A 21,256-nucleotide genomic window follows, 5' to 3' on the forward strand; every position below is an offset into this window, starting at 1 on the left:
ACTAGTTAGATGGTAATACAAGAGGGATCCCTAAATCGGGGATATTCCAGTATTTGGCCAGGCCAACGCCCTACGCGCCCTTAATCAACAGTCGGTCCGCGCCCGGATTCCCATTGGAAGTCGCCCGAGCCATCCCGCTCACCGCGGAATCTTGCCGCATCCCGGGGGCCTGTGGGGCCACCTCGACCCACTATGCGGAACGGCAGGGAGCGCACTGCAGACAACAGACAGCTGCGGGACCATCGAATACCCTCGATGGTCCCGCAGCCGTTCTTGCCAGGCACTCGCCCGTCAGTACAGGATCAACGGATTGATCAGAACGCCCGTGGAACGGTGGATGGCCGTCGGCGCCGCCACGACGAGAGCCGTCGAGACGCCGGCCGCCGTTAGCTCCGCCACCGCGGGGCCGAGCAGGCAGTTGTCGACGAGGCACAGGCCAATCGCGTAGATGAGATTGTGCACCTCGAGAGAGCCGGAGGGGTTGTTGCGGGCATCGTGGAAGTCCCAGAGCACCAGGCCCGCGTCCTTCGACGCGATCCACGCGGCGCCGGACTCGCCGATGCCCGGCCGCGCGACCGCCGCGGCGCCGCTCGGGTAAATGTTCCCTGCGGCCTCGTAGCGATCCCGACCCTGGTAGATGACCAGCGCGTCTCCCGGCTGCAGGGCGACACCGGTCGCGGCGAGTGCCGCATCCAGGTCGGCGTCCGTGACCGGGTTCCCCGCATCGATCCACTCGACCCCGCGCGCGGCCGCGACATCGAGGACCACCGCACGAGTGGCGATGCCATGCTGCGCCCACGCCACCATCGTGTCCTCGTCGGTGTAAGACGCCTCGGCGGGGATCGGCCCGTGCCAGGAACCCTCCGCGCCGATGTGCGCCAACCCGTCCATGTGCGTGTTGTGGACGCCGTGGGCGTCGTATTTGATGACGTCGCCGCCGTGCGCCGAGCGCATGCCGCGGACACCGACCTGCACCTCCAGCTCGACCGACCCGTGTCCGGTCGGCATCTCGGCGAGCCCCAGCCGCTCCCACTGCGCCGCCTCGAGCTCCGCCACCGCCCGGCCATCGGCGAGCCGCCCCGGCCGGGTCTCCACCTCGCGCTCGAGGGAGATGGCCTTGCCGTGCCAGACCGCGGCGACGCCGCGCAGCCGGGCCGCCTCATCGATCAGGTCCACCGAGCCGCGGCACTGCACGCCGTCCACATGACGGGACGCGTCGTGCCGATCCTTGATCTCGCGGAGCCATGGGGCCAAGGGGTCCGTTTCCAAATCGTCGACAGTCATTCGATCTCCCTATTTGTTTCCGATGATTGCATCGACCACCGGCCGGGGCAGAGTTCACCCGGCCTTGGCCGCTCACACGACCAATACACTGAGGTATATTTGTTTAAGAAACATCGCTTATCTAATTCATTGGGCGTCGCCAACCCATCGAGCGATCACCCTGCGGCGCACCCTCGGACGTGCCCCTCGCCAGCCGCAGTCAGGGTGCCACCCTGCAGGCCGCGGGGCTGCCCGCGGAGAGTTCAGCAGATCACTTCAAGACTCTATCGAGACCCAAGTCACATGAAGGGTACAACTAGTTAGATGGTGAGACAAGAGCTGATCCCATCCGCTCGATGGCATCGCGGGCCGCGTCCCAGGGCACCCCGCGCTCTGCGCCCGCCCCCTCGGCGAGCTGCGCGAGAATCGCCACGTCCTTCCGCAGCAACGGCTCCCCCTCCGCGGCCATCGGCGCCAGCGTGCCACCGATGCCGCGCAGCACGCCGAGCGCATAGCTCCCCCCACTGCCGTGCGCCATGACGTCCAGCAGGCTGTTCGCATCGACCCCCAGGGACCTGCCAATATCCAGGATCCCCGTCGTGGTCGAAAAGTTCGCGGCGAGCAGCGTGTTGTTCAGCAGCTTCGCCACCTGCCCGGCCCCGACCGGCCCGAGATGGACGATCGGCTCGGCGAAGCTCGACAGGACGGGGAGGCTTCGCGCCAGCGCCGACTCCTCACCGCCGACCATGACAAGGAGTGTCCCGGCGGCGGCCGCGCTGCCGCCGCCGCTGACCGGGGCGTCGATCAGCTCAATCCCCCTCGTACGCGCCGCGGCGGCCATCCGGCCGCAGGTATCGGGGTGAATCGTGCTGTGAATGGCGATGATTCCGCCTGGGGCCATGCCGCTTAGGACCCCCTCCGGACCCGTGAGGACCTCCTCCACGCCGACGTCGTTCACCACGCAAACACAGACGAGGTCGCTGGCTGCGCCGAGCTCCGCAGGAGTCTGCGCCACCGCGGCGGCGGTGTCGGCATAGGGCTGCAGGCTCTCGGGCCGGCGCGCCCACAAGGTCAGCGGGTGACCCGCGTCGGCGATGCGGCGCGCCATCGGCCCGCCCTGGCTGCCCAACCCGATGAAGCCCACCCGGAGCGTGGGCCCGAGCAGTCCGGACATGCTGTCCTGGCGGGCGGGGAAGTCGGGATTTCTATCCAGCACGGGGGCTCCTCGAGATGGGGTGGCGGAGGATCGCCAGCCGCATCTGCCGCGTCGAGCGGGGCTGGATCGATCACCAAGAAGGACGGGGCAGGCACGATAGGGCCCGCATCCGCGTCGATGCCGACTATAGACAGCCGCCGGGAAAACTCGTCAGTTATCTAGATATGTGGCGCGCCGAAGCCGGGTCACTGGTGCCGGGCAGCGCCACCCAACTCCCACACCATGGACCGCGGGCCGCCAGCCAGCGCCGCCCGCACCAGCCGGGGCGGAGCTGCTCGCCGCGGCGGACCCGACGGTCCCGCAGACTCGAGTCCCGATAATTCACCACAAATGGTCGCATCCGCATAATTCCGCCAATTCTGAGCAGCTCAGCTATAGACGCGCGGCAACACTCGTGGCAGACTCCTGGATCTAAGCGCACAAGCTCAAACTCTTCTGGCGATCGCGCATTCGGAACCATTCGGCATTCAAGGGAGATCTGATGACGACCACACCCTTCTCGACCAGACGCACCGATCCATATAAGCCGCCAGCCCAGCAGGTGCAGATGCAGAATGAATGCCCCGTGAGCCACGTCGACTGGCAGGGCGGCGGCAAGATCTGGGCAGTCACCAAGCACGCCGACGTCCGCGCGGTCCTGGCCGATGCCCGGTTCAGCTCGGATCGATCGCTCCCCGGGCACCCGTTGAATCAAGTTTACGTGGCAGGCAACCAACTCAAGCAGCTGATCGAGATGGACCCGCCCGAGCACACCGAGGCCCGGGTGCGGGTGATGCGCGAGTTCACCGTCCGGCGGATCGCCGCCATGCGGCCCCGCCTCACCGAGGTCGTCAACGAGACCATCGACGCGATGATGGACGGCAAGTCCGAGGCGGAACTCGTTACGGCACTGTCACTTCCGGTTCCGTCCATCGCGATCTCCGAGCTCCTTGGCGTGCCGGCTGAGGACCACGAGTTCTTCCAGCGCCACAGCAGCGCCTTCGCCAAACATAACGCCACCGTGGAGGACCGGATGGCGGCTGTAGGGACGCTCAAGGCGTATATCGCCGAACTTGTCAATACTCGAGTGGCGACGCCGGGCGACGACCTGCTCAGCCGCCAGCTTGAGGCTGGCGCGACCCCGGAGGAGGTTGTCGGCCTCGGTTTCCTCCTGCTCATCGCCGGGCACGAGACGACGGCTAACATGATCTCGCTCAGCATCGTGACCCTCCTGGACAATCCCGAGCTCTTGCAACAGCTTCGCGATGATCCCGACCTCCTCTCGGGCGCGATCGAGGAGCTGCTGCGCTACTTCACGATCGCCGAGATCGGCGGACTGCGCCTTGCGACCGCGGACATCGAGATCGGCGGGACCATGATCCCGGAGGGCGGCGTGGTCTTCGCGGCCGCCAACGTGGCGAACCGCGATCCGGAGGCGTTCCCCGAGCCGCACACGATCGACTTCAAGCGCGGCGCGCGCAACCATGTCGCCTTCGGCTTCGGCCCCCACCAGTGCCTGGGACAGAGCCTCGCGCGCCTCGAGCTCGAGATCGTCCTCTCCACGGTCATCCGCCGGATCCCGACCCTGCGCCTGGCCGTGCCGTTCCAGGAGATCAGGTTCAAGGAAAATGGACCCACCTACGGCGTCTACGAACTTCCGGTGGCGTGGTGACCATGCGAATTCTCGCGAACACCAGCGTGTGCATCGGGGCGGGGCAGTGCGTGTTCACAGATCCCGAGGCATTCGACCAAGACGACTCCGGGTTCGTCGTCGTGCTTCGTCCGGAGCCTAAGACGGCCGCCGAAACCGCGCGGGCGAAGGAGGCCGTAAACCTCTGTCCCAGCCGCGCGCTCTCGCTGGCCGAAGTGCCCGCGTCGTGAATCTTCCCCAGACTCTGCACTACACAACAAGGAGCAAATAGTGAACGACTACTTCGGCTACGCAGGAAAGACGGCCGTCGTGACCGGCGCCGCGTCGGGCATGGGCAAGGCCCTCACTGAGATCCTGGTTGATCTCGGAGCACAGGTGTACGCGCTAGACCGTGTGGAGCCGCCGGTCCCGGGCGTCGCCAAGGCCATTCTCGCGGACCTGGGCAGCAAGGACTCGATCGATCTGGCCTTCGCGCAGATCCCCGCGCAGATCGACGCGTTCTTCGGGGTGGCCGGCATCTCGGGTGTGCATAACAGCTTCCTCGACACGATCACCGTCAACTTCATCGCGAACAAGTACGTCACCGACGCCTACCTGGTGGACCGGATCGTCGAGGGCGGGTCGCTCACCTTCGTCTCCTCCAACGGCGGGCTGCGCTGGGAGACGCCCGCGATCCGGGAGGAGCTCGCCCAGTTCACCCGCGCCGACAGCTGGGACGACTTGGTGCGGGCCACGCAGGAGTTCGAGACGGGATTCGGCGCGGTGCAGGGGTCCATGGGCTACATCCTGTCCAAGCGCCTCCTCAACTTCTGGGTCGCGGAGCAGGTCGGGCCGCTCTCGAACCTCCGCAAGATCCGGATCAATGCCACCCTGCCGGCCCTGACGGTCTCGGGCATGCTGCCGGAGTTCACCGAGATGAAGGGCGGCGAAGACGCCGTCAACGCCGATCTTGGCCCAGCCGGCCGCCTGGCGGAGTCCGCCGAGATGGCCAAGGTCCTCGCCTTCCTCGGCAGCGACCTCGCCAGCTACGTCTCGGGCGCACACCTGTCCGTCGACTTCGGCGCGAACGCGATGCAGATTGCGGGCCTGCAGCCGGACCGCCTCGGGTGGACCCTCCGCGACGTCCTGTCGCGCCAACCGACGGCATGACCCCGAGCAGCCGCTCCCGAAACACCTCAGACATCGAACCCAGGAGACTGCCGTGACCATGCTCGACGTACGCGCTACCCCCATCCCCCTGAAGCACCCGGACCGCTTCTACATCAACGGCGAGTGGCGGCTGCCCTCCACCTCGGCCACCATCGACATCATCGACGCCGCGACGGAGGAGCCGTTCTACCGCGTCGCCGAGACCGGCCCCGAGGACATGGACGCCGCGATCACCGCGGCCCGCAACGCCTTCGACCGCTCCCCCTGGTCCACCCTCGAGCCCGCCGAGCGAGCCGTCTACCTGCGAAAATTCGCCGACGGCATCCGCGCGCGCGCCCAGGAGGTGGGGACCTTCTGGACCCGCCAGGCCGGTGTCATCTTCCCCATCGCGGTGGGCGCGACCGGCCGTGTGCCCGCGCTCTTCGACTACTACGCGGACCTCACCACCACCTACCCGTGGGCGAAGCAGGACAGCCCCGAGTTCGCCGCGTTCGGCGCCGTGGTCAATGAGCCGGTCGGCGTCGTCGGCGCCATCGTCCCCTGGAACACCCCGCTGTCCCTGGCCGCGTACAAGATCGCGCCCGCGCTCCTCGCGGGCTGCACAGTCGTCCTCAAGGCGCCCCCGGAGGCGCTGGGCGAGCTGTATATCCTCGCGGAGATCGCGGAGGAGATCGGCCTGCCGCCGGGCGTGCTCAACGTCGTGAACGGATACCGACAGGTCTCCGAGCAACTCGTCGCCGACCCGCGGATCGACAAGATCGCGTTCACCGGCTCCAGCGCCGTCGGGCGCCAGATCGCGACGACCTGTGGCGCCCGCCTCGCCCGGTACACGCTCGAGTTGGGCGGCAAGTCCGCCGCGGTCATCCTCGACGACTACGACCTCGCCACCGCGGCGGCCTCGATCTCCGCGCAGGAGACCGTGATGAACGGCCAGGTGTGCATGTCGCTGACCCGCGTCATCGTGACGAAGTCGCGGCACGACGAGTTCGCCGAGGCCTTGGGCTCGGCGTTCGGCGCCGTGCGGGTCGGCGACCCCTTCGACCCGCAGACTCAAATGGGGCCCCTGGCGCTGGCCAGGCAGCAGACGAGCGTGCTCGGCTACATCCAGACCGCCAAGGACGAGGGCGCGACGCTAGTCACGGGCGGCAACCGCCCCGCGCACCTCGACCGCGGCTGGTTCGTCGAGCCGACGGTGTTCTCCAACGTCGACAACAGCTCGACCATCGCGCAGGAGGAGCTGTTCGGACCCGTGCTGTCCGTCATCCCCGCGGAGAACGAGGAGCACGCGATCGAGCTGGCGAACGACACCCGGTACGGGCTGAACGCGGCGGTGTTCACGAACGACGTCGACCGCGCGTACCAGGTCGCCCGCCGACTCCGCTCGGGGACCGTCGGCCACAACGGCTTCAAGACAGACACCCGGATGGGGTACGGCGGCTTCAAGCAGTCGGGCGTCGGCCGCGAGGGCGGGCTACAGGGCCTGCTCCCCTACCTGGAAACGAAGACCGTGCTACTCGACGGCACACCCACGCCCTTCCAGTGAGCGACTCTTGAGCGGGCCCACCCGGCCACACACCAGGGTCCTCGAGGTCCAGCCGCGCGCTCGCGCGGCTGGACCTCGAGCTCGTGGGGAACCCTCCCCAAAATCTCCCAGTTGTGTAAATATGTAACTAGTTCAGGTTGGAGCGCCGACGTGCCAATGCGAGCACCCGACCGCCGTGGGAGCCCAGCTCCGCGACTGCCGACACAGGAATATTGCCGGAGAGGCGAATCGAATGACAACACTCAGATCCACCCATCGCGTGGTCATCGTCGGAGCGGGCCTCGCCGGGCTGCGCACCGCCGAGGAACTGCGGCGGGCGGACTTCGACGGCGAGATCGTGCTGATCGGCGACGAGCCGCACCTGCCGTACGATCGCCCGCCGCTCTCGAAGGCCGGCGTCCGCGGCGAGAACCCCGACACGACCTTCCAGCCCCTGGAGTTCTTCGCCGAGCAGCGGATCGACCTACGTGTGGGCCTGCGCGCCGAGCGCGTCGACGCGGTGGGCCGCACCCTGGCCCTGTCCGACGGCTCCACCCTGGCCTTCGACGAGCTCGTCGTGGCCACGGGCCTGCGTCCGCGCCACCTGCCCGGGTCGGAGTCCCTTGCCGGGGTGCACGTGCTGCGCTCCCTCGACGACAGCCGCGCGCTGGCCGCCGCGGCCAACCCCGCGGGCCGGGCCCTGATCGTCGGTGCGGGCTTCATCGGCTGCGAGGTCGCCGCGAACCTGCGGTCGCTCGGTATGGACGTCGTGCTCGTCGAGCCGCAGGCCGCACCGCTGGCCGCGGTGCTCGGCCCGGAGGTGGGCGGGCGCATCGGCCGACTGCACGTCGACAAGGGCGTGGACGTGCGCGCCGGCGTCGGCGTGCGGGAGGTGGTGCAGGCCGACGGGCGCGTGCGCTCGGTCGAGCTCAGCGACGGCACCCAACTAGACGTGGACCTCGTCGTCGTGGGCATCGGCTCCGCGCCCGCCGAGGCCTGGCTCGAGGGCTCCGGCGTGCGCGTGGACAACGGCGTCGTGTGCGACGCGCAGGGCCGCGCCTCCGCGCCCCATGTCTGGGCGGTCGGCGACGTCGCCGCTTGGACGGGTGCCAACGGCGCACCCCGCCGGGTGGAGCACTGGACGAACGCCGGGGACCAGGCCCGCGTGTTGGCCGCTGCCCTGCTCGGATCGGACACCACTCTGTCGCACCAGGTCCCGTACTTCTGGAGCGACCAGTACGAACTGAAGATCCAGGCCCTCGGCGACGTCGACGCCGCCGACACGGTCCACATCACGCACGAGGACGGCCACAAGTTTCTCGCCTGCTACGAGCGCGACGGCCGCCTAAGCGGCGTGGTCGGCGCGGGCCTGCCAGGCCGCGTGATGAAGATGCGGGCCGCGATTATGGCGGCGGTGCCGATGACGGAGATCCTGGCTCCCAGCGCCTGACAGGCACGTGGCGCGCGCGGGACGCGCGCCACATCAGCCCCGCTGGAAGACGGGCGCCCGCTTCTCGAGGAACGAGGCCTTCGCCTCCGCCGCGTCCGCGCCGGCGATGTTGTTGGCCTGGGCCTGGCTCTCCAGACGCAGGGCCGCCTCGAGGCTGCCGCCGTCGGCCGCGGCGTTGAGCAGCTGCTTCGTCGCCGAGAGGGCCCGCGCGGGACCCGCGGCGAGCCGCGCAGCCAGCCGCTCCACCACGGCGTCGAGGTCCTCGACCGGCACCAGTCGGGTCACCAGCCCCATTTCGGCAGCCTGGGCGGCGGTGTAGATATCGCCGAAGAGTGCGATCTCCTTCGCCTTCTGCAGCCCCACCAGGCGGGGCAGCAGCCAGGACCCGCCCAGGTCCACCGAGAGGGCTCGCCGGACGAATATCTGCGAGAACTTCGCGCGCTCGCTGGCCACCACGAGGTCGCAGGCCAGCGCGAGGTTCCAGCCCGCGCCGACGGCGACCCCGTCTACCCTCGCGATAGTCGGGATGCTCAACGCGTGGAGGGCGCGCGCCGCGTCGCTGACGTCGGACATGAAGTGGAGGGGGTCGCCCTGCAGGCTCGCCAGATCGGAGCCGGAGCAGAAGTCGCCGCCCGCCCCGGACAGCACCAGGACCCGGTCCGTGTGCCAGCGCTCGACACTGGCGAAGATCGCGGCCAGCTCGCGCCACATCTCCATGTTCACGGCATTCTTCTTCTCGGGGCGATTCATCACCACCGTGACCACCCCGTCCCGACGCTCCACCTGCAGAAATTCCACCGCCGCGCTCCTTAACCACCCATGAGATCGGAGTTCGAATCTCCGCCGCGCCCACCTGGCGCCACTATCGAAAAGGTAGATGACGTGGTTAACTATGTCAACAGAATTAATCGACCATAGGAGCGCCATGGACTTCGTGCTGAGCGACGAGCAGGTAGCCCTTGCCGAGGCCGAACGCGCCTGGCTTGCAAAGAACTCCCCCCTCCAGGAACGCCGCAAGGCCATCGACGACGGGCCCGCGCGAATCTCACCCGCCAGCCTTCGCCACCTCGTCGAGTCAGGCCTGCCGGGCCTTCTCACCGAGGAGCTGGGCGGCACCCATGTCGACCTGCTGGTGCTGGTCGAGGAGCACGGCCGCGCCGCCAGCGCGGCCCCCCTCGCGGAGCTCGCCGCGGCGGCCCGGCTGCTCGAGCGGATCGGCCACCCCGCCCTCGCCGACGCCGCCGCGGGGACCAACCTGGTCCTGCCCGCCGTCGGCTCGATCGAGGACTCCGCGCTGCACGCGGATATCGAGGGCACGTCGCTCCGGGTGCGCGGCACCACCGCCCCCATCACCGGACTGATCGACGCCCAGCGAATCCTGCTCGCCGTGTCCACCCTCGACGGCGTCGACGTCGCCGCGGTGGTCGACCTCGACGCCGTTGACGTTCGGGTCCTCGAGACCCTCGACCTGACGCGCGCGTGGGCCGTCGCCGACGTCGATCTGAACCTGGGTCCGGACGACTGGCACCTCCTCCCGAGCGGCAGTCTGGACGTCCTGCGCGATCAACTGGCGACCTTCCGCGCCGTCGACGCGCTGGGCGCCGCCGAGGCGCTCCTCGACCTCACTGTCGAGTACGCCGGGCAGCGCACCCAGTTCAACCAGCCCATCGGCAGCTTCCAGGCCGTCAAGCACCAGTGCGCCAACATGGCCCTGTCGATCGAGGCCGCGCGGGCCGCGATCTGGGCCGCGGCGGTGGCCCTCGACGGCGACTGCGCCGCCACCCGCGCGCGCGCCGTCGCGGCGGCGGCGGCCTTCACGGGCGAGGGCACCAGCTCCGCCGCCCAGACCGCGCTGCAGATCCACGGCGGCATCGGGTTCACCTGGGAGCACGACGTGCACCTACTCATCCGGCGCATCAAGGTGGACGAGCTCCTCGACGGCTCGGTGAGCTATCACCGCCGCCGCCTCGTCAACATCTGACCAACTCATCAGCGAAAGGCCGGGGCCCCACGGAATCGGTGGGGCCCCGGCCTTCGCTTTGCTGGCGCGGGGCTAGGTCAGCGCGCCTGCCACACCGCCTCGCGCTTCTCCGCGAACGCTCGGGGGCCTTCCTTAGCGTCCTCGGTGTGCATTAGGCCATCCCACTCGGCCGCCGTCTGCGCCCACTTGCCAGCCTCCCCGGCACGCAGGCCACCCTCGATGCCGTAGGCGATCCGCTTGCTGGCCTGCACCGACAGCGGAGCGTTCACGGCGATCCGCTGCGCCAGGTCGATCGCCGCCTTGACGGACTTCCCCTCGGGCACAACCTGGTTGACCAGGCCGACCTCGAGCGCGCGGGCCGCGGAGATCGGCTCGCCGGTGAAGATCATCTCCATCGCCAGGCGCTGCGAGATCTGCGCCGTCAGGCGGAAGACGCCGCCGGCACCGGCGAGCAGGCCGCGCTTGACCTCGGGCAGGCCGAAGGTGGCGTTCTCCGCCGCAACGATGAGGTCGGCGGCCAGGACCAGCTCCGTGCCCCCGCCTAGGGCCGCCCCGTTGACCGCGGCGATCGTCGGCTTGTCCGTGTAGTGCTTGACGAAGCCGGCGAAGCCCCACTCGTGGTGGCCCGGCGCGTAGGTCGACTCGCCGCGGCCGATCGCCTTGAGGTCCGCGCCCGCGCAGAAGGACTTGTCGCCCGCGCCGGTGATGACGATCGCGCGCACCTCGGGATCGGCCGAGGCCTCCTCCAACGCGCTGCCGACGGCCGCACTCACCTCGGAGTTGACCGCGTTGCGGGCGTCCGGGCGGTTGATGGTGATCACCATGACGTTGCCGACGCGTTCGACGAGCGCGCCCGGCTGGTTGTTCTCGGTCATTGCTGTCTCCCTAGTGTGGACTGCAGTGTCAGTTCGCGTCGAGCAGCTCGAGGATGGTGGCGTTGGCCTGGCCGCCGCCCTCGCACATCGTCTGCAGCCCATAGCGAATGTTGTTGCGGCGCATGTGGTGCAGCATGTCGGTCAGGATCCGGCCGCCTGAGCCGCCAAGCGGGTGGCCGAGGGCGATCGCGCCGCCATTGGGGTTCACCCGCGCGGGGTCCGCGCCGATCTCCGCCAGCCAGGCCAGCGGCACACTGGCGAAAGCCTCGTTGACCTCGAAGACGCCGATGTCCTCCACGGTCAGCCCCGCCTTGGCAAGCGCCTTCTGGGTCGCGGGGATCGGGGCGGTCAGCATGATCAGCGGGTCGTCCCCGACGACGGCGACGGTGTGGATGCGCGCGAGCGGCTTCGCACCGTGGCGGGCGGCCGCCTCCTCGCTCATGATGAGTAGCGCTGAGGCGCCGTCGGAGATCTGCGAGGCGTTGCCGGCGTGGATGACGCCGTCCTCCTTGAAGACTGTCTTGAGCTTGCCGAGAGACTCCATTGAGGAGCCGCGTCGAATGCCCTCGTCCAGGGAGATCACGGTGCCGTCGGGCGTGGTGATCGGGACGATCTGGTCGGCGAAGTGCCCGGCGTCCTGCGCCGCGGCGGCCCGCTCATGCGACTGGACCGAGAACGCGTCCAACTGCGCGCGGGTCAGGCCCCACTTCTCCGCGATCTGCTCCGCGCCCACGCCCTGGTTGGGTCGAACACCGTTGTAGCGCTCCATGAACGCGGGGCTGTAGGGGCTGCCCTCGAATGTGCCCGCCGAGCCCATCGGCACGCGGGACATAGACTCGACCCCGCCCGCCACAGCCACGTCGTAGTGCCCCGCCACGACACTGGCGACGGCGAAGTTGAGCGCCTGCTGCGAGGACCCGCACTGGCGGTCCACGGTCACGCCCGGGACCGACTCCGGCCAGCCGGCGGCCAGGACCGAGTTGCGGGCGATGTCGTTGGCCTGGTCGCCCACCTGCTGCACACAGCCCCAGATGACGTCCTCGACCACAACGGGGTCGATGCCCGCACGCTCAACCAGCGCGTTGAGGACCGCGGCCGAAAGATCGGCCGGGTGGACAGTGGAGAGGCCGCCGTTGCGCCGGCCGACGGGGCTGCGCACCGCTTCTACGATGACTGCGGACATGTTGTGCTCCTTATCTTTCCGGGGCAACCCGGGTGTTGAGTGATTTCGCGAACGATGTGGATGCGTCGGGGTCAGACCCGGGCCGCCTCGAGGTCCGCCACCAGCTCCAGCAGGCGGCGGCGGTCGATCTTGAGCGACACCCCCCGCGGGAGCTCGTCGACGGTATGGATGACGACGGGCACCTCGTAGGCGGTGAGCTGGCCGCGCAGGAACACCTTCACCTCGTCCGCGTCGAGCGGGGCGGCACCATCCACCAGCTCGACGACCGCCACGGGGACCTGGCCCAGCCGGTCATCGTCCTTGCCGTAGACGCTGGCGTCGAGGACCGAGGGGTGCGCGCGCAACGCCTCCGTGACCACGTCGGGATGCACCTTGAAGCCGCCGCGGACAATCGCGTCATCCGCTCGGCCGTCGAGGTAGAGGAAGCCGTCCTCGTCCAGGTGGGCGAGGTCGCTGGTGAGCGTCCAGCTGTCCTCGCCCCGGCCCGTCTGGCCCGCGCGGACCTCGAGCTTGCCGGTCTCGCCGACCGGCAGTACGTTGCCGTCGTCGCCGACCACGCGCAGCCGCACCCCGGGGAACGGCTGTCCGACGCTGCCGCGTTTGCGCGCCCACCACTCGGTGTGGAGCGGCTTGGTCCACCCGGCGATCGCGCCGGAGAACTCGGTGGCGCCGTACATGATCAGCGCGGGAATGCCGTAGCGGCGGGTGAACTCGTCCGCGAGGTCCGGGCTGAGCCGGGTCGTCCCCGCGGTGACCGCCCGCAGGCTCGCCAACTTCTCGGCCGGTACCTCGGCACTGAGCAGCGAGCGCATCGCCGGCGGCGGCAGGCTGGCCACCCGCAGTTGATGTTCGGACACCGCAGCGACCCAGCCGTCGACGGTGAATCTCGGGAGCAGCACGATGGGCCGCGCCTCGGTGAGCGCCTGCAGCACGGGCCAGAGGCCGCCGATGTGGACTAGGGCCAGGAACACCAGCGACACCCGCCCGGTGAGCGGATCGCGTTTCGGCCCAGCCGCCCCGGTGTGGCCGTGGACGGCGGACATCGCGGAGTCCAGCTGGCGCCACGTCAGGGGCACCCGCTTCGGCGGGCCGGTAGTGCCCGAGGTGAACATCTCCACCGCGATGGGCGGCTCCGCGGCCGGCGGCGTCGGAATCGTCACCACACCACTGCCGCCAGTGCGCTGCAGCACGTCTGCCCCGTCCACGGCGAACCCGACGATGCCCGCATTCGCGGTGGCCGAGAAGAATTCCGGCTCCGCCCAGACGCTCGCGGGGCCCAGCACCACCTGCGGCAGGGAGTTCACCAGGTCCGCCGTCAGACGCGCAGTCGGCTGCATCGGGTTGAGCGTGACGATCGTCCGGCCCTTGCCCAGGATGGCCACCATCGCCGCCACGGACTCCATCCGATTGCCCAGCACCACGCCGATGCGCGAGCCCTCGCCGCAACCGACCCGGGTCAGCTCCGCGTCGAGACGTTCGACCAGTTGGCGGACCTCGCCCCAGCGGACCCAGCGCCCATCCTGCTGGATCATCTCCGCAGCGTCGGGAGCCTGCCACAGGGCGCCCATCCCATCCCTGATTCCCACCATCGACCGCCTCCAGTTCTGCCGTCGGGACAGCCGCAGGCTCCCCGGCGCGCCTCTCAGGGCGTCGCTCGGCATTGGACCGCGCCATAGAATGGCGCATAGTTAAAAGATAGATTACATAGTTAACCAGGTCAAGACCTATAGCTTTGAAGCATTCCCGAACTGACGAAGACGGGAGGCTCGGAACCCGAGCCTCCCCTACGTTCGACTTACGTGGCCCTGCGTCAGCGCGGCATCGCCAACCCGCGTTCCGCGATGATGTTGCGCATGATCTCGGAGCTGCCGCCGGCGATGGTGTAGGCGCGGGCGTAGAGGAACTCGTCCTGCCAGCGGCCGCTGTCAATAGCGCCCGCATCGCCCTCGACCAGCACGCCGGCCTCGCCGCTGAGCTCGAGCGCGTAACGCGCGATCTCCACGCCCAACTCGCTGAACATGAGCTTCGCCATCGGCCCGTCGGAGACCCGCTCGGCCTTTCGGGACCAGCGGCTCACGTTGGCGTAGACCAGCGCGGAGAGCGCCTCGACCGCCGCGGTGAGCTGCCCGATCCGGTCTTGCACCGCGCCGTCCTCGATGGCGGGCCGGCCGTTCCTCGTGACCGCCCGGGCCAGGTCCGCCAGCGCGGACACGTTCTTCTGGAGGCGGGCCGCGCTGCCGGCGACGGCGCTGCGCTCATGCCCCAGACTGGAGTTCGCGATCGACCAGCCCTGGCTCAACTCGCCGATCAGCGCGTCCGCGCCAACCTCCACGTTATCTAAGAACACCTCGTTGAAGTCCTCGGTGCCCGTCATCTCGCGCAGCGGGCGCACGTCCACCCCGGCCAGTCGCATATCGATGATGAACGCGCTGATCCCGCGGTGCTTCGAGGCGTCGGGATCCGTGCGCGCGAGCAGGTAGCCGTAATCGGCCCACTGCCCGTTGGTGGTCCACACCTTCTGGCCGGTGATCCGGAAGCCGCCGTCCTCGGTGCGCGTGGCCTTGGTGCGCAGCGACGCGAGGTCGCTGCCGGAGCTGGGCTCGCTGAAGAGCTGGCAGAAGATCAGCTCGCCCGAGCGGATCCCCGGCAGGAAGGCCTCGCGTTGCGCCTCGGTGCCGAAATCGAGCAGCGCGTTCGAGACAAGCTTGGACGCGCCCTGCACGGCGGCCGGGGCCCGGCCGCGGGCCAGCTCCTCGCCGAGGATGACCTCACGCTCCATCGATGCCGGATTCCCCTGTCCGCCATAGCGTTCCGGCCAGGATTCGCCGACATAACCGGCGGCGAAGAGCTGCCGCGTCCACTCCTTCAACAGCGCGAGCTCCGCCTTGTCCTCCGCCGTGCGCACCCCGGCCTTGGGCGCGATCGCAGGGGCGTTGGCCACCACGAAGGCCCGCACCTCGGCGCGGAACTCCTCGAGCTCCGGCGTCATGCCGTAGTCCATCACCGCACCTCGTACTTGCGCGTCGGCACCTCGGAGCGGGTGATCTGGGCCTTGCCGATCGGGTTGCCCAGCGAGGTGTAGGACATGCCGGTGGCCAGCGCCTGCGAGCGGGTGGCGTCCTTGGACTCCCAGATCGCCCGGATGCTCCCCTGGATGGCGGCCGCGGGCTTGGCCGCGATCCGCGCGGCCAGGTCCTCCGCACGCGTCCAGAGCTCGGCGCGCGGCACGATCTCGCTGACCAGGCCGATCTCGCGGGCCCGCTCCGCCGACATCCGCTCGTCGAGGCCCAGCAGGACCATCCGCAGCACCTCGCCGATGGGGATGCGGTGCGCGAGGCCGATCGGCTCGAGCGCCGCGACCATGCCATAGGAGACATGCGGGTCGAAGAACTGCGCGTCCTCGCTGGCGATGATGATGTCCGCCTCGTTCAGCCAGTACAGCGCGCCGCCCGCGACCATGCCGTGGACCGCGCAGACCAGCGGCTTCCAGCAGCCGTTCTGCTTCGGCGCGAGGTCTGCGCCCGGATCCCGGCGGCTGAACACGTTCTCTGAGACATAGGTGCCCTCCTTGACATCCATCCCGGTGCTGAACGCGCGATCGCCGTTCGCCCGCAGGACCACGACGTGGACATCATCCGTCTCCGCCGCGTGGTGCCACAGCGCGCGGAACTCCGCACGCATGATGTTGGTGAACGAGTTCAGCCGATCCGGCCGGTTCAGCGTGATCGTCAGAACATGGTCGCGGTGCTCCGCGATCACCGTGGTCAAGCTGCTCAGCTCCACAGGGCCTCCTGAAGTTGGGACACACACCGTATTGAATTTCCGGGCCGACCTCGAGGGGTCACGCCTGCTGGGCGGAACGCGCCTGCGCGCGCAGCTCGCCGTGGCGCTTGAGCATCTGCGCGGCGATCCGCTCCCACTCCGCGGGCGCTGCGGGCAGCATCGCGAGGTCGAGCTCCCGACTTGGCAGCGAGATCGTCGCAGTCGCCGGGCAGGTGACCTCCCCGCGCTGGCTGGTGCCGCGCAGCTCGATGTCGATCAGGTGGCGATCGCCCTCGACCCGCTTGCCGACGACCTCACCGGTGAACACGTGGGTGTCGCCGAGGTAGTTGAATTTGCGGATCTGGCTGGACATCGTCTCGATCCAGCCGCCGTCGCCCATCCAGTCCGTGAGGACGTGGGTGAGCCAGCAATCGCGCATCATGCCGTAGTCGTACGCCGCGGGCAGGCCGATGGAGCGCGCGTACTCGCTGTCCCAGTGGATGCGCTGCGCGACGTCCGGGACGCCCTGCTCGTTGGGGATGTAGAACGGGGCGATGCGCTGGCGGTTCTTGTACGTCAGCCGCGAGGCCGACGGGGTGTACGGCGCGAAACCGTAACCGCCAGAGTGGAAGACCATCATGTCCGTGGCGGTCAACGGGCCCTTGGCCATCCGGTCCAGGCTGTCGCCGACCTGCACGTCGTCCCAGTAGCGGGGCTCGGCGCCCCGCGGCTTCTCCCCCGCGTAGATCTCATCGACCGCCGCGATCTCCTCGGGGGTGTAGGAGGCCGGCTCGATCGCGTCGTACTTCTTGCGCTTTTTCGACTCGTGGCGCTCGGTGTGGATCGTGAGCACGCGCTGGGCCTGCACAACCTCGGCCCGCTGGTTGAATTGCACGTGCACTCGCGTGACCAGCAGGGAGCGGCCGGCGAACTCGGACTCCTTCAGCTCGACCTTCTCGAAGCCGTGGAAGGAGTAGATGGTGTCGCCGTCGTAGACCGGCCGGTACCAGTCCGTGCTGCTACCCGAGACGAACACGTGGATGCCGCGGAACGGGGGCCGACGATGCTCACGGGGCATGCGGTCCGCCTTGAGTTCTTGGCGCACGGCGATGTTGAACATCGGGGGCGCGATCTGGCCGCCCCAGCGGGTGTCGCGGCCGTAGTCCTCGTCGACGAACAGCGGGTTGTCGTCGCCGTAGCTGCGCGCGAAGTTGCGCACCACGTCCGGCGTGATCCGGCTGAACTGCTCGCGCTGGGTGACCGCGTGGTAGATGCCCACGATGTCCCGGGCCCGTTGGATGTCCTCCTCGAGGAAGGTGTAAACCTCGGCTTCGGCTTCCGCTGTGGTCATGGGATCCTCCGTGATCGTTTGGCGCTCGAATGCGATGACTGGCGATGTGCCCACCGCGGTGGGCGACGCGGCCCAGCTCCACCCCATAGTAAGTCAACCTAGTAACAGATGTAAAGGCTGATGGCGTCAGATCGCGGCCGGATGCTCGCCCAATCGGGCCACGACGTGGCGGCGGACGAGCTTTCCAGTCTCGGTCCGGGGCAGCTCGTCCCAGTACACGATGCGCTCAGGGGTCTTGCTGCTGCGCAGCTTCCCGCGCACGTAGGCCCGCAACTCGTCCACCTCGGCATCAAGCCCGGGATGGAGCACCACCACCGCCTCGATGCGCTGGCCCCACTCCTCATCGGGCATGCCCACAACCACCACATCCCGCACCGAGGGGTGTCGCAGCAGCACATCCTCGATCTCGGCCGGCGCGATATTCTCCGCGCCCCGGATGATCGTGTCGTCAACCCGGCCGCCGACGAACAGATAGCCGTCGGCGTCCAGGTAGCCCTCGTCCCGGGTGTCGAAGAAGCCGCGCTCGTCGACCATGCGACCGACGCCCGCGTACTCCGCGGAGACCTGGTCGCCGGCCACACAGATCCGGCCGACCTCGCCCGCGCCGAGCACCTCGTCGAAGGCGCCGCGGATCTCAATCTCCACGCCCGGGACCGGCTGCCCCACCGAGCCCAACCGGGCCCGCACGCCCTCGTCCGCACCCGCCAGCGCCGCCCGGTGGTCATCGGGGCCGAGCACCGCGATGGTCGAGCTGGTCTCGGTCAGCCCGTAGGCGTTGACGAAGCCCACCGTCGGCCACAGTCCCAGCGCACGCTCGATCACCCGCGCCGGCATGGGCGCCCCGCCGTAGGCCAACCCCCGCAGGGACGGGATCTCCTTGGGCGCGTCCGAATCCACGATCCGCGCCAGCATCGTCGGCACGACGAGGGCGTTGGTGATGCCCTCCACGCGCACGATCTCCAGCCACTGCTCCGGCGTGAACTGCTCGAGGACGATAGTCCGGCGGCCCGCATAGAGGTTTGTGATCACGTTCGCGACGGCGGCGATGTGGTACGGCGGCACGCTGACCAGGGCCGCGTCCGCCTCCTCCGCGTTGGCGAACTCCACCGAGCCGAACACGTAGGAGGTCAGGTTCTCATGGCGCAGCAGCACGCCCTTCGGCGCAGACGTCGTGCCCGAGGTGTAGATGACGACGGCGGGCGCCCCCGAATCCGACGACTCCGCATCCGCAGCCTCAACAGCCTCTTCCGCGGCAACCTCGAGGAGCGACGCCAGCCACTCCTCCGGGGTCCGCGCGCTGATCCCCGCCCGCGCGAGGACCTCACCCTGTGCCGGGTCCGCGATGCCCAGCGCCCGGGGGTGGTTCGCAAGGATCGAGTCGAGCTGCTCGCTCCCAAGTCGGTAGTTCACCGGCACCAGGGGCACGCCCGCGCGCGCCGCCGCGAACATCGCGACGGGGAAGACGGGGCCGTTCACCGCAAGATAGACGACGGCGTCGGCCCCGGACTTGCGAATCGCCGCCGCGCCGGCGCTTGCCAACTCGTCCAGCCGCGCCGCGGAGATGCCCGCGTCCTTCGATCCGATGACCACGCGGTCTCCGAAGCCGTCCGCCGCCATGTCCAGCAGCATCGAGATATTCATCGAGCACTCCACTCGTCTTGGGTTTGCGTGCGCACTGGCTAGTCGGACGAGGGGAGCGGCTTGGCGGCCTTGAGCACCAGCGCCGCACCCGCCAGCGCGAGCCGGCCCTGGCCCGACTTGGTGCACAGCACCTCCAGGCCCGAGTCCACGTCGACGTACCGCTTACCGAGCACCGCGCCATCGACCTCCGACGGGTCAATGGTGGAGCCGTCGCCCGCGGGCTTGCCACCCGCGACCATCGCGACGCCTCCACAGGTCAACTCCCCCGCGCCGTCCTGAGGCGCCCGGACCACGATCACCGTCGTGGTGTCGACGCTGCTGGCCAACGACTGACCGACCTTGAGAACCATGATCTCTCCATTCACGGGACAGGCAGCACAGCCCCTGAGAGCCAGCTGCACGTTTCGACTTGGACACCGCCGCCTCCTAAAGGTAGCGTGCGTCACATAGTTTAGATAGTACTATAAGTGAGCTCGAGTGTGCACAGGTAGCACTCGCAAAATCCCAGTGAGGACATCGCATGAATATCACCGGCAAGAAGGCTGTAGTCGTGGGCGGCGCATCGGGCATGGGCCTGGCGAGCGCGGAGGCGCTTGCCGCGGGTGGCGCCACCGTCGCGATCCTCGATCGCGAGGCCAGCGAGGGCAAGGCCATCGCCGAGCGGATCGGCGGCATCTTCCAGCCGATCGACATCACCGATTTCGAGGAGGCGGAGGCCGCGTTGGCCACCGCCGTGGAGCAGTTGGGCGCACTGCACATCGCCGTGAACACCGCGGGTGGCGGCACTGTGAAGAGGACCCTCGGCCGCAACGGGCCCCACGACCTCGGCAGCTTCCGCAAGGTCATCGACCTCAACCTCGTCTCCACCTTCAACATGAACCGGCTGCAGGCCTTCCACATGTCGGGCAACGAGCCGGAGGACGAGGAGCGCGGGGTCATCGTCAACACCTCCTCGATCGCGGCGTTCGAGGGCCAGATCGGCCAGGTCGCCTACAGCGCCGCCAAGGCCGGCATCGCCGCGATGGCCCTGGTCATGGCCCGCGACCTCGGCCCCCAGGGGATCCGCGTCGTCGCCATCGCGCCGAGCCTGTTCGCCACCGGGGCCACCTCGAAGTTCACGGACCAGCAGGTGGCCCCGCTGGTGGCAGACGCCGCCTTCCCTAAGCGCATGGGGCGGCCGGAGGAGTACGCCAAGCTAGCCCTCGCCGTCATCGACAACCCGATGCTCAACGGCCAGGCGCTGCGCCTGGACGCCGGCCAGCGCTTCGCGCCCCGCTGACGAGACACCCAGAGCCCGCACTCGCCGCCGGAGCCACTCGACAATGCCCCTCTCCCCCGCCACGGCCGCCCGCCCACCCGTCGGCGCGATCCTGGCGGTCACCCCGCTTGGCGACGACCGCTTCCGCGGCGAGTCCCACACCGGGGCGCGGCGCGTCTACGGCGGGCAGACGCTGGGGCAATCGCTCCTCGCGGCGGGCCGCACCCTCGAGCGCGACCACCATCCCCACTCGCTGCACGCGAGCTTCGTCCATCCCGGCCGCGCCGAGCTCCCCGTGGAGTACCACGTCGAGCGGGTCCGCGACGGCTCCAGCTTCACCACCCGCCAGGTCCGCGCCGTCCAGGATGGGCGCACACTACTGCTGGCCACGGTCTCCTTCCAGCGCGACGAGGACGGCCTGCGGCACCAGGACCTGACGCCGGCCCCGCCCGCGAGGCCGGAGGACCTCCCCCGCTTCGAGGACAGCCTCGGCGACGCCGACGCCGCCGAGCGGGCTTGGCTCCCACCGCTTTTGGCCGGTGTGGGCGTCGAGTTCCGCTTCCCCGAGGAGTACCCGCGCGTGGCCTGCGGGCGCGGCCGGACCGGGCCGCCGCGCCAGCGCGCGTGGATCCGCACCACGGCGCCGCTGGGCGGCGAGCGCCTTGTCCACGCGGCGGGCTTCGCGTACTGCTCCGACCTGTTCCTGCTCTCCGCCGCGCTGCCGCCCCACGCCCGAAACGTCGACGCCCCCGGCCTGCAGCTGGCGAGCCTGAACCACACCGTGTGGCTGCACGCCCCCTTCCGGGCGGACGAGTGGCATCTCTACGAGCAGCACGGCTACTGGATGGGCGGCGGCCGCGGGATCAGCGCCGGCCGCCTCTTCGACCGCGCGGGCGCCCTGGTGGCGAGCACCGCGCAGGAGGGCCTGCTCCGCTTCCCAGATTAGGAGGAGAGGCCGTAAACCCTTGGTTCACA

The 21,256-nt window shown here is 69.2% G+C and carries 19 protein-coding genes; 8 read left to right on the forward strand and 11 right to left on the reverse strand.

What is annotated here, in order from left to right; all coding sequences use genetic code 11:
* Positions 1-291: 291 nt before the first annotated feature.
* Both TBIF_RS15115 and TBIF_RS15120 read right to left on the reverse strand, forming a co-directional pair.
* Positions 292-1,284 (reverse strand): cyclase family protein, encoded by a 993-nt coding sequence (locus tag TBIF_RS15115; RefSeq protein WP_024795612.1) that lies wholly within the window; start codon positions 1,282-1,284, stop codon positions 292-294.
* Between the two features lie 295 nt (positions 1,285-1,579).
* Complete coding sequence (locus TBIF_RS15120; protein WP_024795613.1) at positions 1,580-2,479, reverse strand: NAD(P)-dependent oxidoreductase; 900 nt, start codon at positions 2,477-2,479, stop codon at positions 1,580-1,582.
* 481 nt (positions 2,480-2,960) lie between these two features.
* Here TBIF_RS15120 and TBIF_RS15125 point away from each other — a divergent pair, with 481 nt between their 5' ends.
* From TBIF_RS15125 to TBIF_RS15145, 5 genes are all read left to right on the forward strand, one after another.
* Positions 2,961-4,130: a cytochrome P450 gene (locus TBIF_RS15125; RefSeq protein WP_024795614.1), complete on the forward strand. Its 1,170-nt coding sequence runs from the start codon at positions 2,961-2,963 to the stop codon at positions 4,128-4,130.
* Between the two features lie 2 nt (positions 4,131-4,132).
* Entirely contained in the window at positions 4,133-4,339 is a 207-nt protein-coding gene (locus TBIF_RS15130; RefSeq protein WP_024795615.1) for a ferredoxin, read from the forward strand.
* Positions 4,340-4,379: 40 nt separating this feature from the next.
* Positions 4,380-5,258 carry an SDR family oxidoreductase gene (locus tag TBIF_RS15135; RefSeq protein WP_024795616.1) on the forward strand — a complete coding sequence of 293 codons (879 nt, stop codon included), beginning with the start codon at positions 4,380-4,382 and terminating at the stop codon, positions 5,256-5,258.
* 58 nt (positions 5,259-5,316) lie between these two features.
* Positions 5,317-6,801: an aldehyde dehydrogenase gene (locus tag TBIF_RS15140; protein WP_024795617.1), complete on the forward strand. Its 1,485-nt coding sequence runs from the start codon at positions 5,317-5,319 to the stop codon at positions 6,799-6,801.
* A 232-nt stretch (positions 6,802-7,033) separates the two neighbouring features.
* A complete protein-coding gene (locus TBIF_RS15145) occupies positions 7,034-8,230 on the forward strand; it encodes an NAD(P)/FAD-dependent oxidoreductase (RefSeq protein WP_024795618.1) in 1,197 nt (398 codons plus the stop codon).
* Positions 8,231-8,263: 33 nt separating this feature from the next.
* Here TBIF_RS15145 and TBIF_RS15150 read toward each other — a convergent pair whose 3' ends face one another.
* Positions 8,264-9,028, reverse strand: a complete 765-nt coding sequence (locus TBIF_RS15150) for an enoyl-CoA hydratase/isomerase family protein (RefSeq protein WP_024795619.1) — start codon at positions 9,026-9,028, stop codon at positions 8,264-8,266.
* Positions 9,029-9,155: 127 nt separating this feature from the next.
* Here TBIF_RS15150 and TBIF_RS15155 point away from each other — a divergent pair, with 127 nt between their 5' ends.
* Complete coding sequence (locus TBIF_RS15155; RefSeq protein ID WP_024795620.1) at positions 9,156-10,211, forward strand: acyl-CoA dehydrogenase family protein; 1,056 nt, start codon at positions 9,156-9,158, stop codon at positions 10,209-10,211.
* Positions 10,212-10,288: 77 nt separating this feature from the next.
* On the opposite strand, the gene TBIF_RS15160 is transcribed toward TBIF_RS15155, so the two are convergent.
* The 8 genes from TBIF_RS15160 to TBIF_RS15195 all read right to left on the reverse strand — a co-directional run bounded on the left by TBIF_RS15160 (position 10,289) and on the right by TBIF_RS15195 (position 19,373).
* On the reverse strand, positions 10,289-11,086 hold the full coding sequence (locus TBIF_RS15160; protein ID WP_024795621.1) for an enoyl-CoA hydratase-related protein: 798 nt from the start codon (positions 11,084-11,086) through the stop codon (positions 10,289-10,291).
* A gap of 28 nt (positions 11,087-11,114) precedes the next feature.
* Complete coding sequence (locus TBIF_RS15165) at positions 11,115-12,269, reverse strand: thiolase family protein (protein ID WP_024795622.1); 1,155 nt, start codon at positions 12,267-12,269, stop codon at positions 11,115-11,117.
* 71 nt (positions 12,270-12,340) lie between these two features.
* Positions 12,341-13,858 (reverse strand): class I adenylate-forming enzyme family protein, encoded by a 1,518-nt coding sequence (locus TBIF_RS15170; RefSeq protein WP_024795623.1) that lies wholly within the window; start codon positions 13,856-13,858, stop codon positions 12,341-12,343.
* A 221-nt stretch (positions 13,859-14,079) separates the two neighbouring features.
* A complete protein-coding gene (locus TBIF_RS15175; RefSeq protein WP_024795624.1) occupies positions 14,080-15,270 on the reverse strand; it encodes an acyl-CoA dehydrogenase family protein in 1,191 nt (396 codons plus the stop codon).
* Positions 15,270-16,052, reverse strand: a complete 783-nt coding sequence (locus TBIF_RS15180; protein ID WP_024795625.1) for an enoyl-CoA hydratase/isomerase family protein — start codon at positions 16,050-16,052, stop codon at positions 15,270-15,272. The genes TBIF_RS15175 and TBIF_RS15180 overlap by 1 nt, the downstream gene beginning before the upstream one ends.
* Positions 16,053-16,110: 58 nt before the next feature.
* A complete protein-coding gene (locus TBIF_RS15185) occupies positions 16,111-17,382 on the reverse strand; it encodes an FAS1-like dehydratase domain-containing protein (RefSeq protein ID WP_024795626.1) in 1,272 nt (423 codons plus the stop codon).
* 126 nt (positions 17,383-17,508) lie between these two features.
* Positions 17,509-19,023 (reverse strand): class I adenylate-forming enzyme family protein, encoded by a 1,515-nt coding sequence (locus TBIF_RS15190; protein WP_024795627.1) that lies wholly within the window; start codon positions 19,021-19,023, stop codon positions 17,509-17,511.
* 38 nt (positions 19,024-19,061) lie between these two features.
* Entirely contained in the window at positions 19,062-19,373 is a 312-nt protein-coding gene (locus TBIF_RS15195; RefSeq protein ID WP_024795628.1) for a hypothetical protein, read from the reverse strand.
* Positions 19,374-19,543: 170 nt separating this feature from the next.
* Here TBIF_RS15195 and TBIF_RS15200 point away from each other — a divergent pair, with 170 nt between their 5' ends.
* Both TBIF_RS15200 and TBIF_RS15205 read left to right on the forward strand, forming a co-directional pair.
* On the forward strand, positions 19,544-20,302 hold the full coding sequence (locus TBIF_RS15200; RefSeq protein WP_024795629.1) for an SDR family NAD(P)-dependent oxidoreductase: 759 nt from the start codon (positions 19,544-19,546) through the stop codon (positions 20,300-20,302).
* Positions 20,303-20,345: 43 nt separating this feature from the next.
* Positions 20,346-21,227 carry an acyl-CoA thioesterase gene (locus TBIF_RS15205; RefSeq protein WP_024795630.1) on the forward strand — a complete coding sequence of 294 codons (882 nt, stop codon included), beginning with the start codon at positions 20,346-20,348 and terminating at the stop codon, positions 21,225-21,227.
* Positions 21,228-21,256 lie beyond the last annotated feature (29 nt).

Source organism: Tomitella biformata AHU 1821, from assembly GCF_000524475.1.
Taxonomy (GTDB): Bacteria; Actinomycetota; Actinomycetes; order Mycobacteriales; family Mycobacteriaceae; genus Tomitella; species Tomitella biformata.